Source organism: Chryseobacterium endophyticum (genome assembly GCF_056333165.1).
The window spans coordinates 215777-232168 of sequence record NZ_JBWGXE010000005.1 but is presented as its reverse complement, the minus strand read 5'-3'; the positions used below and the strand labels follow the sequence as shown (position 1 = coordinate 232168).

At 41.1% G+C, this 16392-nt stretch carries 14 protein-coding genes; 5 read left to right on the top strand and 9 right to left on the bottom strand.

Translation table 11 applies throughout. The features are described from left to right. The first annotated feature begins 97 nt into the window (after nucleotides 1–97). Genes AC0N32_RS13405 through recO form a run of 4 tightly spaced genes read left to right on the top strand, consistent with a single transcriptional unit; the run spans nucleotide 98 to nucleotide 4789 of the window. Complete coding sequence (locus tag AC0N32_RS13405; RefSeq protein ID WP_476394358.1) at nucleotides 98–865, top strand: 5'-nucleotidase C-terminal domain-containing protein; 768 nt, start codon at nucleotides 98–100, stop codon at nucleotides 863–865. After that, complete coding sequence (locus AC0N32_RS13400; RefSeq protein ID WP_476394357.1) at nucleotides 865–1815, top strand: bifunctional metallophosphatase/5'-nucleotidase; 951 nt, start codon at nucleotides 865–867, stop codon at nucleotides 1813–1815. Before AC0N32_RS13405 ends, AC0N32_RS13400 begins: the two co-directional genes overlap by 1 nt. Before the next feature lie 2 nt (nucleotides 1816–1817). Then, on the top strand, nucleotides 1818–4103 hold the full coding sequence (gene porZ, locus AC0N32_RS13395; RefSeq protein ID WP_476394356.1) for a type IX secretion system anionic LPS delivery protein PorZ: 2286 nt from the start codon (nucleotides 1818–1820) through the stop codon (nucleotides 4101–4103). Continuing rightward, nucleotides 4103–4789, top strand: coding sequence for a DNA repair protein RecO (gene recO / locus AC0N32_RS13390; protein WP_476394355.1), 687 nt, complete (start codon nucleotides 4103–4105; stop codon nucleotides 4787–4789). Before porZ ends, recO begins: the two co-directional genes overlap by 1 nt. Before the next feature lie 46 nt (nucleotides 4790–4835). Here the strand turns inward: recO and AC0N32_RS13385 are convergent, their stop codons facing one another. From AC0N32_RS13385 to AC0N32_RS13355, 7 genes are all read right to left on the bottom strand, one after another. After that, nucleotides 4836–7493: an MGH1-like glycoside hydrolase domain-containing protein gene (locus AC0N32_RS13385; RefSeq protein ID WP_476394354.1), complete on the bottom strand. Its 2658-nt coding sequence runs from the start codon at nucleotides 7491–7493 to the stop codon at nucleotides 4836–4838. Nucleotides 7494–7801: 308 nt separating this feature from the next. Beyond that, on the bottom strand, nucleotides 7802–8611 hold the full coding sequence (locus AC0N32_RS13380; protein WP_476394353.1) for a glucose 1-dehydrogenase: 810 nt from the start codon (nucleotides 8609–8611) through the stop codon (nucleotides 7802–7804). A gap of 649 nt (nucleotides 8612–9260) precedes the next feature. Then, nucleotides 9261–9737: a GNAT family N-acetyltransferase gene (locus AC0N32_RS13375; protein WP_476394352.1), complete on the bottom strand. Its 477-nt coding sequence runs from the start codon at nucleotides 9735–9737 to the stop codon at nucleotides 9261–9263. Between the two features lie 3 nt (nucleotides 9738–9740). Further along, the gene (locus AC0N32_RS13370) at nucleotides 9741–10355 is read right to left on the bottom strand and encodes a DUF1684 domain-containing protein (RefSeq protein WP_476394351.1); all 615 of its coding nucleotides are present in this window, start codon (nucleotides 10353–10355) and stop codon (nucleotides 9741–9743) included. 357 nt (nucleotides 10356–10712) lie between these two features. Beyond that, nucleotides 10713–11117 carry a hypothetical protein gene (locus tag AC0N32_RS13365; RefSeq protein WP_476394350.1) on the bottom strand — a complete coding sequence of 135 codons (405 nt, stop codon included), beginning with the start codon at nucleotides 11115–11117 and terminating at the stop codon, nucleotides 10713–10715. Nucleotides 11118–11190: 73 nt separating this feature from the next. Next, nucleotides 11191–12696 carry a malate dehydrogenase (quinone) gene (mqo, locus tag AC0N32_RS13360; protein WP_476394349.1) on the bottom strand — a complete coding sequence of 502 codons (1506 nt, stop codon included), beginning with the start codon at nucleotides 12694–12696 and terminating at the stop codon, nucleotides 11191–11193. 198 nt (nucleotides 12697–12894) lie between these two features. Continuing rightward, on the bottom strand, nucleotides 12895–13932 hold the full coding sequence (locus tag AC0N32_RS13355; protein WP_476394348.1) for an NAD(P)H-dependent glycerol-3-phosphate dehydrogenase: 1038 nt from the start codon (nucleotides 13930–13932) through the stop codon (nucleotides 12895–12897). 226 nt (nucleotides 13933–14158) lie between these two features. Here AC0N32_RS13355 and AC0N32_RS13350 point away from each other — a divergent pair, with 226 nt between their 5' ends. Then, nucleotides 14159–15157, top strand: coding sequence for a M23 family metallopeptidase (locus AC0N32_RS13350; RefSeq protein WP_476394347.1), 999 nt, complete (start codon nucleotides 14159–14161; stop codon nucleotides 15155–15157). A 73-nt stretch (nucleotides 15158–15230) separates the two neighbouring features. On the opposite strand, the gene AC0N32_RS13345 is transcribed toward AC0N32_RS13350, so the two are convergent. Together AC0N32_RS13345 and AC0N32_RS13340 are read right to left on the bottom strand one after the other, a co-directional pair. Further along, complete coding sequence (locus AC0N32_RS13345) at nucleotides 15231–15881, bottom strand: NAD(P)-dependent oxidoreductase (RefSeq protein WP_476394346.1); 651 nt, start codon at nucleotides 15879–15881, stop codon at nucleotides 15231–15233. A gap of 62 nt (nucleotides 15882–15943) precedes the next feature. After that, entirely contained in the window at nucleotides 15944–16354 is a 411-nt protein-coding gene (locus AC0N32_RS13340) for an Rrf2 family transcriptional regulator (protein WP_476394345.1), read from the bottom strand. Nucleotides 16355–16392 lie beyond the last annotated feature (38 nt).

The window sequence follows — 16392 nt, the reverse complement described above, 5'->3', positions numbered from 1 at the left end:
TAATTATATTTGCATTTACTAAAAGATATGATGTAGCGATCTGGTCCAATGTTTTTTTAAAGGATACATCGTTTACACAAAAAATAATCTGTTGAATATGAAAAATAAATTCTTGTTATTAGGAATTGCCCTGGCTGCACTTTCGGCTTGTAAGACGGCTTCCCCGGCCTCTTCCATGCAGATTTCGGAAGTGAAGACCCAGAAAAATATTTCTATTAATAATGAGCTAAAGAATGATGAGGCCTTTGTAAAAATTATTGAACCCTATAAGCAAAAACTGGATAAGGAAATGAATCAGAAGATTTCTTACACCAGCGTTGATCTTACCAAGCAGGGAGATAACAGCAATCTGGGGAATCTTTTGGCAGATTATACGTTCGATGGTGCTGATGTATGGGCAAAAGCCAATCTTAAAAAGGATGTGGATGCCGCTTTAATCAACATCGGAGGAATCCGTACTACCATAGGGAAAGGAGATATTATGCTGAAAAGCGTATTTGAGGTGATGCCTTTCGAAAATGAAGTCATCATTGTAAAAATGAAAGGCGCAGACCTGAAAGGACTTTTTGACTATTATGCAAAAATGCAGGTCAATAACCCTGTTTCCCACTTATATATCGAAACCGATCACGGGGAGCTTACCAAAGCGTTGATCAACGGAAAGACCGTGAACCCTGATCAGGAATATTATATTGCCACTTCAGATTATCTGGCTATGGGCGGAGACAACATGAAGTTTTTTTTAAAAGGAGAAATGATCCACACAGGAATTAAACTGAGGGATCTTTTTATAGATTATTTTAAGAAATCTCCCGAAGTACATCCCGGTACGGATATTCGTTTAAATTTTATCGGTAAAAAGTAATGGATAGAAAAAGTTTTTTAAAAGCAATAGGCGGCGGAACTCTGGCAATGGCTTTAGCTCCCCAAATGATGATGGCGGAAGAATTGAAAATTCTTGATCTGAAATCCGCAAACAAACTCACGATTCTTCATACCAATGATCAGCACAGCAGAATAGAACCTTTCGATGCAAGCTACACCAGAAATCCCAATCAGGGAGGCTTTGCCAGAAGAGCAAGCCTGATTCAGCAGATCAGAAACCAGGAAAGCAATGTTTTGCTTCTGGATTCAGGAGATATTTTCCAGGGAACGCCTTATTTTAATTTTTTCGGAGGCGAACTGGAATTCAAATTAATGTCCATGATGAAGTACGACGCTTCCACCATGGGAAATCATGATTTTGATAACGGCCTGGACGGATTCTTAAAGGTATTACCCAATGCACAGTTTCCTTTTATCTGTTCAAACTATGATTTTAAAAATACCGTTCTCGACGGAAAAACACAATCCTACAAAATCTTTGATAAAAACGGAATCAAAGTAGGAATTTTTGGTGTAGGAATTCGCCTGGACGGACTGGTCGGAAAAAAACAATACGGAGAAACGGTGTATACGGATCCGGTAGATGTTGCACAGCATTACTCTAATTTTCTTAAAAATGAACAGAAATGCGATCTTGTGATCTGTCTTTCCCATATAGGGTATGAATATGATGAAGAACCGGATAAACTAAACGATAAAATCTTAGCGGCTAAAACAGAAAACATAGATATTATTCTGGGCGGCCACACGCATACTTTTCTGCCGGAACCGCAGATCTTCACCAACAGACAGGGAAAAAATGTCCTTGTAAACCAGGTGGGATGGGCCGGTCTTCTTTTAGGCAGAATAGATTTTTTCTTCGATTCAAATAAAAACGTAAAACATATCGCTTGGAACAACCAGGTGATCGACAGCAGTATAATAGCATAAGTATGAAAAAACTCTCTCTAATTTCTCTTGGTATTTTAGCATCCCTTCAAACGGCAAATGCACAGACTATTTCTTCAAAAAAATGGGCCGACCTTTTTTCCTATAATAACGTCAGCGCCATGAAAGAAGACAACGGGAAAATAGTTGCAGCTGCAGAAAACGGGATTTTTTATTACACCATTTCATCAGGTGAAATTAGCAAGCTGTCTAAAGCAAACGGCTTGCATGAGGTTAAAATTTCAGCTTTCGACTATAATCCACAGAATAAAATTGCACTAATAGGATATCAGAACGGCTCACTGGATGTAGTTACTCCGGACGGTATTACTTATGTGGTGGATATTCCTATTGCAACAGGATATAATGGCAGTAAAAAGATCAATCATATTTCTATAACAGGAGATCTCGCTGTCATCTCAGTGGGATACGGCGTTTCTATTTTTGATTTAAAGAAAAAAGAGTTTAAAGATTCGGCATTTTTTTTAACAGCCGGAGTCTATGAAGCGAGTAATGAAGCAACAATTTTCGGGAACAAAGTTTATTCGGTAACCAATACCGGATTGAAAAGCCACGAAATGAACACTACATTTCCCGTTTTCTCGACCTGGAATACGGAAATGGCAGGATCTTTCAGACATATTGATTCGGAAGGCGTATTGAGTTTTTCATCTGCGACGACCGCTTATCTTTATAATGGCAGTGCTTCAGTTCCTCTTCCACAAACTTTCAGCAATGTACATGATGTTGTGGTAAACACTAATAATATTGTTGTTACCGACACGAACAGAGTATACACATTTAATACAAACGGTAACTACAACAATACCGTAAGTTTCGGTGAGGAGTGCAATACGGCAACCACCGTCGGAGGCAGTGTGTATGGCGGAACCGTATTATCCGGAATAAAAAATGAAAGCAATAATTCCTTCAGACCGGATGGACCTTACTTTAATTATGCTTATAAAATGAGCCTGTATGGTGACAATCAAATCCTGGTTTCTACAGGAGGAAGAGAAGGAAGGTTTAATACAGGCGTTGTTAATCCTAAAAATCCCGGCTTCTATTATTTTAATGGCATGGAATGGATCTATCCTTCTTACTTCGTAGGAAATCCGACGAGGTTTAATATTCTTGATGCTGTTTCAGATCCTGCCAGCCCGGATGATATTTTCTTTACCAATTACACCACAGTGTCTGGTCGTGGGGTTTACAAAATGAAGTATAATGCGGCAAATAAGGATTTTACATTTACCAAAAATTATAATTTGGGTACCGACAATACCCTTGCAAGACGTGCTGTGGGTCTGGTTTTTGATGACGTCAACAATCTTTTTGTAAGCATTGCCTTTTCGGCAGATGGTCCGGAAGTCGGACAGTTTACCGCGATTGGGGCTTACGACAGGGCAACCGACAATTTTCTTATTAAAAATACGCCCTCAAGCTTAGGGGCCGCACAGAAACCTCTGTTTTATGAAGGTTTACTATGGATCCCAACACCAAGAACAAGTTCTTTCATTGCGTATGATGCAAAAAAGACTGTAAATACTTCCGATGATACCACTTATATTTTAACCCAATCCAATGGATTTCCGACAAGCTCAGCAGGAACAATCTCTGTAGCCATTGATAAATCAGGAGATGCTTGGATCGGGGCAGATACAGGGTTGAGGGTACTCCCTAATGCCGTTTCAGCCATTAAAACACCTGCGAGTGCAACGGTAGAGCCTATCGTTATCGAGCAGAACGGTCTTGGAGAAGAGCTTTTCAGAGATTCCCAGATCCTGCAGATTGAAGTAGATGCCGGCGACCACAAGTGGGTTTCCGTAGACGGTGGCGGCGTGTATTACCTATCTGCAGACGGCCAGCAGACCGTTAAACATTTTACTAAAGAAAACTCACCTCTTCCTACCAACAGTGTTACCGATATCAAAGTAGACCAGAAAACAGGGAAAGTATATTTTGCCACCTATGACGGTATTGTTACTTATCAGGGAGATGTGGCAGATGTAGGCTCAGGCTTCGGGAACGTACTGGTCTATCCGAATCCTGTGGTTTATTCTAATTTCAAAGGCAAAGTAACCATTAAAGGGCTGGCAGAAGTTACAAATATCAGAATTGCAGATGCCGCCGGAAATGTAGTGCATTCTGCAGTGGCAAGAGGAGGATATTACGAATGGGATCTCAATAATCAGAAAGGTACGAGAGTCGCTTCCGGGGTTTATTTTGTCCTGATGACGAATGAAGACGGCTCGGATAAAGCAACCGCCAAGATCGCGGTAGTTAATTAATGAATTCACAGAACGGATTTTTATTATCCTATATCAAATACGGTGAAAATGATGCGGTTCTGCATTGTTTTACAGAGGAAGAAGGCTTTCAGTCTTATTTTTTAAAAGGGCTTTATACCCGGAAGAATAAGAAAAAAGCTTTACTTCTGCCTTTAAGTAAACTGAATTTTTCCCTGCTTCCCGTAAGAGGAAACGGTATCCAGACCGTCTCCAGATTTGAAATGATAAAAAGCAATGACATCTACAGCGATATCCGTTGCAATGCCGTTGTGTTTTTTATTTCAGATTTTTTAAATCAAAACTTAAAGCACGAAAATAAGAATCATCATATTTTCTTCTGCCTGGAAGAATTTATTGACGAACTGGAAAACCGGAATTATCAGTCGCACCTTGTTTTTCTGATGAAGGTTTTAAAAATCCAGGGGGTTGCGCCTTTATTGGATACCGGTACATTTCTGGATCCCGAAAGAGGTACTTTTTCAACGGAAATGGTACACCAGATTTTTACGGAAGACATTTCCTCGATCTGGAAAGGGATCTTATCTTCAGAAAACCCCTATCAGATCAAAATACCTTCATCATTCCGGAAAGATTTCCTGGACAGTCTCCTGGTGTATTATCACTATCATATTACGGATTTCAGAATTCCTGCTTCCCTTGAAATTATCCAGCAGATATTCGAATAGTTTATAGGGGTTAAATCCTACATCCGTTTAATCCAATTTTCCGATCTTATGATTTTGTTTCTCCGGGCATTTCTGTTTCAGATTCGGCTATTTCTTTTTTAGAAAACCTCGGCATCAGGATTTTGGCGATCAGGCCTGTCCATCCCGTCTGATGGGATGCTCCTACTCCACGGCCGCTGTCCCCGTGAAAATATTCATAGAATAAAATATAATCCTTAAAATCCGGATCGCTCTGGAATCTCGGGTACTGACCGTTGAAAGGGCGGTTTCCATTCTCATCCTTTAAAAAGATCTTTGCCAGTCTTTTGCTTAAGGCATCGGCGATCTGATCCAGATTTGAATAATTTCCGCTTCCGGTAGGATATTCCACCAGAAAGTCGGGACTGTAGTAAAAGAAAAAACGCTGCAGGCTTTCAATGATTAAAAAATTAATCGGAAACCATATCGGGCCGCGCCAGTTGCTGTTTCCCCCAAAAAGACGGCTGTCACTTTCGGCAGGCGTATATTTTACCGTGTAATTTTTATTGTTTAAATTAATACTGAACGGATTTTTTTCATACTCTTTGGAAAGCGCACGCACTCCGAATTCACTTAAAAATTCATCAGGATTCAGCATTCTGTGAAGCAGTCTTTTCAGACGGTGTCCTCTTAAAAGGGACAGCAGATGTTTGGAGTCTTCCCCCTTTACCTCCCAATGGGATACGAGAGCGGCAAGGTGAGGTTTATTCTCTAAAACCCATTGCATTCTTTTCTTAAAATTGGGCAGGTTTTCAATCATTTCATCATCGATCACCTCAACGGCAAACATGGGAATAAGGCCCACGATGGTCCGCATTCTTAAATACATGTGATCGTCGTCTCCCAAAGAAAGGGCATCGTAAAAGAACTCATCCTGCTCGTCCCAGAGACTGAAGCATTCCTCGCCCATATTATCGAGTGAGTTGGCAATCGCAAGGAAATGTTCGAAGAACTTCATGGCCATTTCTTCGTAAATAGGATTGTATAAAGCCAGCTCCAGTGCTATCCGCATCATGTTGAGGGCAAACATGGCCATCCAGCTCGTCCCGTCCGACTGTTCGAGACGCTCACCATCCGGCAGTTCGGTATTACGGTCGAATACCCCGATATTGTCGAGCCCCAGGAATCCTCCTTCAAAGATATTATTGCCGTCGTGGTCTTTTTTGTTGACCCACCAGGTAAAATTCATGAGCAGCTTTTGAAATGCGCTTTCCAGGAACTCGATATCCGGTTTGTCTTTCAGGTATTCATCAATTTTAAATACTCTGAAAACTGCCCATGCATGCACCGGAGGATTTACATCATTAAAATTCCATTCATAGGCCGGCAGCTGTCCGTTGGGGTGCATGTACCATTCAAAAAGAAAAAGTTTCAGCTGATGTTTGGCAAAATCAGGATCTATAAGCGAGAAACTGATGGTGTGGAAGGCCAGGTCCCATGTGGCATACCATGGATATTCCCACTTATCGGGCATAGAGATGATGTGCTCATTATTAAGGTGCTTCCACTGGAAGTTCCTGATCTTCTCACGCGATTTGGGTGGCGGAGTTTCGGAAGGATCGCCTTTCAGCCATTTTTCGACGTTGTAATGATAAAACATTTTGCTCCAGAGCATTCCGGCAAACGCCTGGCGCTGTATCATTTTTTCATCATCCGTACTGATGCCCTTCTGAATTTCCTCGTAAAATACATCGGCTTCTTTTTGTCTTTCAACGAATATTGCATCAACATTCTCAAAAGGTTCTGCCAGGTCTTTATCCGAAAGTCTGAATTCAAAAGTTTTTGTTTCTTTGGGTTGGAAAACCTCTTCTATTAAAAATGCGGCTTTGGTTCCGACATGATTCGGATTTACCGCGCGGGAGTTTCCATTGACAATAAAATCGTTGATGCCATCTTTGCTGTAGCGCGTTTCGCTGGCACACTGATAGAGCTTTTCATTGTTGGTTTCATTTTCACAGAAGAGGACTTTCTGAGCATGTCTGGCGTAAAAATTCTTAATCTCAATATCTTTATGAAGGATGGCAATGGATTCTGCGTCTTCCGAATTCATTTGGGGAGTATAGGAGTCGTATCCCCAACGCCAGGTATTCCTGAACCATACGGTCGGAATAATCACCAGCGGCGCTTCATTTTCAGATTTATTAACGACGGTGAGCCTCACTGCAATATCATTTGCCTCCGCTTTGGCATATTCAATGAAGATATCGAAGTATTCGTTTTTATCAAAAATTCCGGTATCGATCAGTTCGTATTCAGGTTCTTCTTTCGTTCTTAATGCATTGGTTTGGATGAGGTCTTCATACGGAAACGCATTCTGAGGATATTTGTAGAGCATCTTCATGTAAGAATGCGTCGGCGTAGAATCCAGGTAATAATAGTATTCCTTCACATCTTCGCCATGATTTCCCTGTCCGTTGGTAAGGCCGAAAAAACGTTCTTTCACCATCTTATCTTTTTTGTTCCAGAATCCGACAGAGAACACCAGCTTCTGCAGGTCGTCGCAGATTCCGCAGATGCCTTCTTCTCCCCAACGGTAGGTCTTGGATTCTGCGCCGTCATGCGTGGTATAGTTCCAGGCATCACCATCGGCACTGTAATCTTCACGCACAAGACCCCACTCACGGTTGCTGACGTAAGGTCCCCATTTTTTCCAGGCGATGTCGGAGAGTCGTTCTTTTTCTTTCATGTTATACTTGGGGATAAGGTTGAGGTTAGGTTGATGGTTGATGATTGATGATTGATGATTGATGATTGATGATTGATGATTGATGACTGATGACTGATGGTTTAAGGTTTAAAATTAACGATTTATCTTTTACATTCTTTATCTCATTAAATGTTGACCATTAAATCCTATGACTAAGATAATTGATAATCGATAATTTATAAATTATAATTGACAATTGACCTTTCACAATTGACCATTGACCATTGACCATTGACAATTGACCATTCACAAATTGACCATTCACAATTGACCATTGACCATTCCCATCATCCTCCTGAAGCAAAACTTTCAAAGGTCGTCATCCCGCCATCTACAAATATGCTGGCTCCTGAGATGTAGTCGGAAAAATCACTGGCGAGAAATACGGCAAGGTTTCCGATGTCTTCCGGTTTTCCGATCCTGTTGTACGGAATGAGGGTCATGAGGGAACTGAGGGCTTGTGGGGTATTCCAGGCATCTTTATTGATCGGGGTTTTAATGGCTCCCGGACAAATGGAATTCACCCGGATCTTGTCGGGTCCGTATTCCTGGGCAAGGGTCTGCATCAGCATCCGGATCGCCCCTTTGCTTGCCGCATAATTGGCATGTCCGGCCCACGGGATGACTTCATGCACCGAACTGATATGGATGATCTTACCACAGGCCACCGAGCGGCTCGTATCGATTCCCCGGCGAAGAAATTCTTTAATGGCTTCCCGCGCACAGAGAAACTGCCCCGTGAGATTGATGTCGATCACGGTAGTCCACTGTTCCAGTGTCATTTCCGTAAATTTGGCATCTTTCTGTACACCGGCATTATTCACCAGAATATCAACGGTTCCAAACTGCGAGATGGTGTCCTTAAACATGCTGACCACCTGATCTTCCTTCGAAACATCACATTGGTAAGTGATGCCTTTTCCACCCGCATCGGTAATTTCCTTTAAAACGGCTTTTGCTTCATCAGTGGAATGTTCGGATGAATGATTAACGACCACGATAGCACCGGCAGCGGCCAGTGATTTTGCAATTCCGGAACCTATTCCGCTTGAGGCCCCGGTCACAATGGCCACCTGATTGGTAAGAGAAATTTCCATGTCTTATTATTTAATGTTTATCCAAATGCAGGTGAAAGGATCACGCCAAACCTGGAAATTTTCACTTAAAAAATTCTTAAAGTTGTATTGGAGGTTGGTTGATGGGATGGTTGATGGTGTTGGTTGATAGTTGATGGATGATGGCGAATGGCGAATGGCAAACGGCGATTGGCTTTTAGCTTTGTGAATGATGAAAGGTGTTTTTTTATGATTAAATATTTTTGGCTAAAGCCGGGTTATTGTAGGTCATGGCGTAAATGGGCTGAAGCCCATTTCTATTGATACCGTGCTCATTTTACATCGAACTTACGTTGTTTTACGTGGATAATGGTCTACTTCACTAGGATAAAACCTTACTTCACTAGGATAATAGCGTTTTTGCATGGATAAAGGCTTACTTAATCAGGATAAAGGTCTACTTCACTAGGATAATGGCGATTTCACATGAATAAAAGCTTACTTCACCAGGATAAAAACCTTACTTCACCTGAATAATGGCGATTTTGCATGAATAAAAGCTTACTTCACCAGGATAAAACCTTACTTCACTGGGATAATGGCGATTTTGCACGGATAAAAGCTTACTTCACCCGGATAAAAGCTTACTTCACCAGGATAATGGCGATTTCGCATGAATAAATCTTCTGTCTTACAACTTTTTGGACATCAGGTATTGCGGTCCGCTTCTGCCGATCCGCTGCTTTCCTTCATATTGATAGCCGACCTTGAGGTACAACTGATAGGCGGAAATATTATTCTGGTTCACGGCAAGAACGATCTCATCACAAGTTCCGAAATGTTTCCTTATGAAATGGTCGACTTCCAGCATGGCAGATTTTCCTATTCCCTTACCCTGCATTTCGGGATTTACGGAAAGAGAGCGGAGCAGTACGGCATTATGGTTGTCCGTTAAATCCATCTTATCTTCCCCAAAATCGAGAACAAAAAATCCGGCAGGCTTTCTATCCCGGTCTAATACGGTGACAGGGAATTCAAGACCTGTGTTTCTTTCACTGATTCTTTTCAGGGCATTGACAGCAGGTGACGTATATTGCAGCTGCACCTCATCCAAAGCATAATCGACACTGGAAAAGTCTTCTTCTTTATAAAATTCTAAATAGACCATAGGCTAGTGATGATAAATATCTTCATACATGACTCCGGCGCGGATCTCGACCGGCAGCCTGTTTTCTTCGGGAACCACCGGGCAGTTGTAATCGTAGGCATTATAGGCGCAATAAGGCTGATAAGATTTGTTGAAATCCAGAATGATAGTGTTGCCTTTTGGAATCTTTAAATCCATATATTTTCCGCCGCCATAGGTTTCTTTTTCATTGGTCGCATCACGGAACGGCAGGAACAGGTAGTCTCTGTATTTTTTTTGTTTGATTAAATCTAAACTCTGATAAAGCGTCAATGTATAAGACTGCCCATCCAGTTCAAAAGTTGCCTTGCCATATTCCCTGTAAGATTTTGTTTTTCCTGAAGAGGTCGGAAGATCAAAAGGCTGCGTATTTTCACTTTTGGTGAACTTTGCCGTGACTCTGTATTTTAAATCAATCGGAAAGAAAGGATGCTCCCGGAAATTTTTGAAATTGTCTCCCCGCAAAGGTGTTTCTTTGGGGTTAAGATATTCGGCATTCAGCTCCTTCTGGAATTTTTTTATTTCAGATTCTTCTCCGGAAGTCTTCTGTGAAAAAACAAATACCGGCAAAAGTAAGAGTATGAATAAATAGTTTTTCATTATAAATATTGTTTTACCATTAAAAAATTATCTGCAAGAAAAAGATCATAAAGTAATAAATCTCACCTTTCTTTGAACACAAAGTTCGCAAAGTTTTTTATCTGCTGACTGCTTCAGGTTCACGAAGCCGTTACACTTATAAGAGCACGCAGAGATCTAATGCATTATCGTCAGCTGATGTTATAGGATATTCTTTACCTCAACCTTTTTTGAACACAAAGTCCGCAAGGTTTTTTTATCTGCTGGCTGCTTCAAGTTTCACGAAGCCGTTACACTTATATGAGCACGCAGAGATCTAGTACATTATCGGCAGCTGAAGTCATAAGGATCTTTTAACCTCAACTTTAACCTTACTCTCTATATATAAGATTCCGAAATCTTCACCCGGTAAATATCAGAGGAATTCCTTTTGATGGATTCTACGAAAAAGCCGCCTTCTTCGGGAATCACTTCTTTCAGGTCAAAGCTTTTGCAGTCTCTCGGAAGTCCTGAAAAAACGAGGGTAAACCAGAAATCCCGCATGAAAGGCACCGGCGTCCAGTTGGGATAGATGGTAATATTTTCCGCGTGAATCAGCCTGCTTTTGTGATCCGACTGATTATCGAAAAGGTACGTGGAATGCCATATCCTGATGAGGTTTCCGAGAAATGGCGACGCCGGGAAACAGCAATGTACAATGACCTGCTGCTCTTCCTGCACGTCCGTCTGAAGGGATTCCAGCAGTTCTTTTACAATAACCGGTTTGGTGATGGTTTCTGACATATTTTTATAGGGAATAGTGAAATGGTGAATAGTCAATTTTAAATTCACAATTGACCATTCACTTAATTCACTTTTAGTATTCGAGTTCTAATTTTTCTTTGGTATAATTTCTTATTTTCTCGGTAAGTTCCGGATTATCCGCTAATTTCTGTCCGTAAGAAGGAATCATTTCAGCGAGCTTATCCTTCCATTCGCCGTGCAGTTTTTCAGGGAAACATTTTTCGAGGACATTCAGCATTGCGTATACGGCTGTTGATGCTCCTGGTGAAGCACCCAGCAATGAGGCAATGGTTCCTTTTTTGTTGACCACCACTTCGGTTCCAAACTCCAGTTTTCCGCCGTCTTTCTCATCCTTTTTAATGATCTGTACTCTTTGTCCGGCCACTTTAAGTTCCCAGTCTTCTTCTTTGGCATCTTTGATAAATTCTCTCAAATGCTGAATTCTCTGTGCCTTGGTCATCGCCACCTGCTGAATCAGGTATTTCGTTAAAGGAATATTATGCCACCAGGCTCCAAAGAGTGATCTTATGTTTTTTGTATTGATGCTTTCCGGCAGATCCAGGTAGCTTCCTTCTTTCAGGAATTTTGTGGAGAATCCTGCAAAAGGCCCGAACAACAGCGCTTTCTGTCCATCAATAATTCTTAAATCAAGATGAGGTACGGACATTGGCGGGGCATCAACGGTGGCCTGGGTATATACTTTTGCGTGATGTTTTTCCACCAGCTCCTGATTGTAGCTCACAAGCCATTCGCCTGAAACCGGGAAACCTCCGTATCCGGCGCTTTCTTTGATATCCGAGCTGTCCAGCAAAGGCAGCGCGTATCCTCCGGCTCCGATAAATACGAAATCGGCTTCTACTTCCTGCTTGTGATTGTGGATTCTGTCCTTCACCTTCATTTCCCAGGTTCCGTCTTCTTTAGGATCGATATCTTTCACTTCATGATAAAGGAAAACTTCCACATTGGAATCTTCCAGCAAATGTCTTCCCATCTTGCGGGTAAGGGTTCCGAAATTGACATCGGTTCCCAGATCCATTTTAGTGGCCGCCATCACTTCAGAAGCGTTTCTTTTTCTCATGACAAGAGGAATCCACTCTTCCAGTTTTCTATGATCAGTAGAAAATTCCATTCCCCTGAATAAAACGGATTCCGACATTTTCTGATGGCGTTTTTCGAGATATTCGGCGTCTTTTTCACCAAACACCAGACTCATGTGCGGACACGAATTGATAAAATTCTTTGGATTCTGGATGTAACCTTTCGTGATTAAATATGACCAGAACTGTTTTGATATTTCAAACTGCTCGGCGATGCTTTCAGCTTTCGAAATATCGATGGTGCCGTCTGGTTTTTCGGGGGTATAATTGAGTTCACAAAACGCGGAGTGACCTGTTCCTGCATTATTCCAGGCTGCCGTACTTTCTTTGGCAAACCTGCCCAGTCTTTCGAAGATGGCGATTTCGAGGCCGGGATCAAATTCATGTAATAAGGTAGCTAAAGTGGCACTCATGATTCCGCCACCGATGAGAACAACGTCGTATTTTGGTTTCGGCGTTCTGTTTGTAAGCGATTGTGACATAATTTAAATTTTATGATATCAAAGTTCGGGAAAACTTCTTGAAATGAGGCTTTGTTTATAGATATTTAACATCATTTTGAGGGTGAGGATGAGGTCAAAGCTGTGTTCCTGGCAGGATCCTAAAAAAGAAGCATGATATAATTACAGAAACTGAGAGGTTCTGTAAAGATATCATGCTGATGTTTTATGCAAAAGAGATTAATTAAGTTTGGCCGTCAGTTTTTTGAACTGTTTCTCTGCATTTTTTCCTTCGTACAGGATGCCGTAAATGGTATCAACGATCGGTAGCTTTAAGCCTTTTTCTTTTGATGTTTTATAAATGGAATCTGCCGCATAATATCCTTCTGCAATCATGTTCATGGACTGTATCGCAGATTTTACGGTATATCCTTTTCCGATAAGATTGCCGAGATTACGGTTTCTTGAGAACAATGAATAAGCTGTTACGAGTAAATCGCCCAGATAGGCACTTTCATTGACATCTCTTGGGGCTTCGTAGATGGCTTCCAGGAAGGTTTCCATCTCCCGGATGGCATTTGAGACAAATACCGCCGTAAAGTTATCACCATATCCCAGGCCACTGGCAATCCCCGCGCCGATGGCAAAAATATTCTTAAGGATCGCACTGTATTCGTTTCCTAAAATATCTTTGCTGGAATGAACTTTAATGAAATCGGAATTAAAAATATCCAGCAGCTTTGCCGAAACTTCGTCTTCCACCGTTGCTACGGTAAGGTATGAAAGTCTTTCCATGGCCACTTCTTCCGCGTGACACGGACCGGCTATAACCGCCTGGTTACGAAAACCTATTTTAAATTCATCCCTCAGATAATGTGCAACGACATCGTTTACTTTCGGAATGATTCCTTTAATGGCGGACACGAAAATTTTATCTTTAAAGTCGCACGTCATTTTATCCAGTGTATCGGAAAGATAGATCGAAGGCGTTGCCAAAACGATGGTATCACAGGCCGTTACAAGCTCGTTGATATCGGTCGTGAGCTTTAGGTTTTTAAGGTTAAAATTAACTGCTGTAAGGTATGTGGGATTATGCCCTCTCTGCTCGATAGCTCCTTTTACATATTCGTTTCTTACGCACCAGTGTACGATTTTACAGTTTTCAACCAGCATTTTTACGATAGCTGTTGCAAAACTTCCGCTTCCTACAACACCTACAGCAACGTCATTTTTGCTTTTTTTAGGATTTGATTCTGTATTCGTTTTCTTTTTAGCCATAATAGAAATGTGAACTGCAAATATATTAAAACAAAGAATGATGAGCCCTTTTCAGTGCATGATAAAAGCCATTTATTTTAAAATTAATATATCAGGGCAATTAAATATTTAATTCTGCGTTTATTATAGAAATAATTATTTTTTTGCTAAACATAAGTCCCAAAAATTATTTTTAATTAAATTTGCAGGCTTAAAACTGTTTTGTAATTATACTAAGAGAAGAAAAATGAAAAAATTTCTAAGCAGCAAAAAGAACGTAAATGTGCTTTTAGGAGTTCTTTTACTGGTAATTTTTGCGCAGGGCATCTTCATTGCAAAGTTGTACGCCCAAAAAGATGACAAAAACTATGAAGTAAACCTTGTAAAAATAAACACTGAAAAAGACAGTGTGGATTACTTGAAAATGAAGAACGATCTTACTTTGGTAGATCAGACCGTAGCAGAGCTTAATTCTTTCTTAAAGTCTAAAGATGTTCCGGATACAAAGCTGGCGGTTCTCAGCAGAGACAGTATTTCAAATTCTATTTATCTTGCCAAACAGGCCAACCGATACAGCCAATACCTGATGGATATTCAGAAAAAACTTCTCAAGGTACCTTTAGGGATGCCGACGGAGGGATATATTTCATCTAATTTTGGGGTTAGAAAGAATCCGATTCCTTTTAAAACCGTTTTCGCCTCTGTAAAAACTTCAGCAGCGAAACCTGCCGCTGTAGCAGCTGCGCCGGAAGTAAAGGCAGAACCTGTAGAAAGGATTATTGAAGTCACCGACAGTTATGGTGAAAAGAGACAGGTGAAAGTAATGGTAACACCAAAAGCAGCTTCCCCAGCGCCCAACGCTTCAACAACCACTGCTGTTGCAGCGAATACAAAACCTGCGGAAAAGAATAATGCTCCGGCAGAAGCAGACCAGATGCAGTTTCATAAGGGATTGGATATTGCAGTTCCGTTTGGATCTGACGTGGTGGCAACCGCGGCAGGAACAGTGATTTTCTCCGGCCAAAAGGGAGGCTATGGAAACTGCGTCATCGTTTCTCACGGAAACGGACTGGCTACACTTTACGGGCATTTGTCACAGCTTGTTGCCAAAGTAAATGATAAAGTAAAAGTAGGACAGGTGATTGCAAAATCAGGAAACTCAGGACGTTCTACAGGACCGCATCTTCACTACGAAGTGCATAAAAACAACAGCCCCGTAAATCCTAAGCTGTTTATGAATCTTTAATTTGTGATTAATTGTATTGATATGAATTTCGGCGGCACCCATGGGTGCCGCCGAAATTTTTTTGTCTCAAGAGTTAATAGGCTGCCGTAAAACGTTCTCTGATATGATTGTTTTGCTCAAGCTCATCCACAAGAACTACCGCTACATCTTCCACAGAAAGAACGCTTCTTCCATTCTCATCAAATACAGGATTTTCTAAAGCAGTTCTGTATTTTCCGGTTCTTACTCCCGCTGTTCCCTGGTGCATTTCAATGGCAGGGCTGAAGAACGTCCAGTCCAGTGTATTATTTTCTTTGATTTTATTTAAATAATCTCTTGCTGCGACAGCTCCCGGTTTAATTTCCGCAGGAAAATCCGGTCCGTCGACCAATTGTTTCCCGTCGATGTACAGGCTACCTGCTCCGCCCACCGTAATAAATCTTTTTACACCTGATTTTTCAACCGCTTTTTCGATATTAACGGAACCATTAAGGAAATCATCATATAAATTGGGATTTGTCCAGCCAGCATTGAAAGTATTGATTACGGCATCATTTCCTTTCAGGGCTTCTGCCAGTTCATCTACATTATTTACATCTACACTTTTAGCTTTTACCTTTTCGTTTTCCTGAACTTTTGCAATATCTCTTACGATAGCTTCCACTTCGTAACCTCTGTTTGATAATTCATTCACAACCTGTGTGCCTACAAATCCTGTAGCGCCGATTACTGCGACTTTTTTCATAATATTTTATTTTTTAAAATTAAATTGTAATAACTATTGTTACATTAATGATTAAATTTTTTTTATTTAAAATTATCCGTAAACTCCTGCAACGTTTTATTGCCCAGAAAGCGGATCACCAGTTGGTCGGTCTCGGAAAATAAAGTCTCTAAATGTTCGTTAATTTCCTTTCCGACCGTACATTTGGGATTAGGATTATTATTTTTTTTACCTAGCACTTCCGTATTTTTCACCGCTGAGTAAATATCGGAAATTTTAATATCATTCGCATTTTTTGCCAGCTGGCTGCCCCCTACTTTTCCCTGCCGGCTGATAATCAGTCCGGCCTCTTTCAGAACGCTCAGCTCTTTACGGACCATCACAGGATTAATATTGATGCTTCCCGCCATCCATTCTGAGGTGAGCCATTCCTGCGGACTTTCCGCCAATAGGGTCATGATATGTATTGCCGTAGCAAATCTTGTATTATTCATCGTAATTACCCCACAAAGGTAGAAAATTATTTTAATGT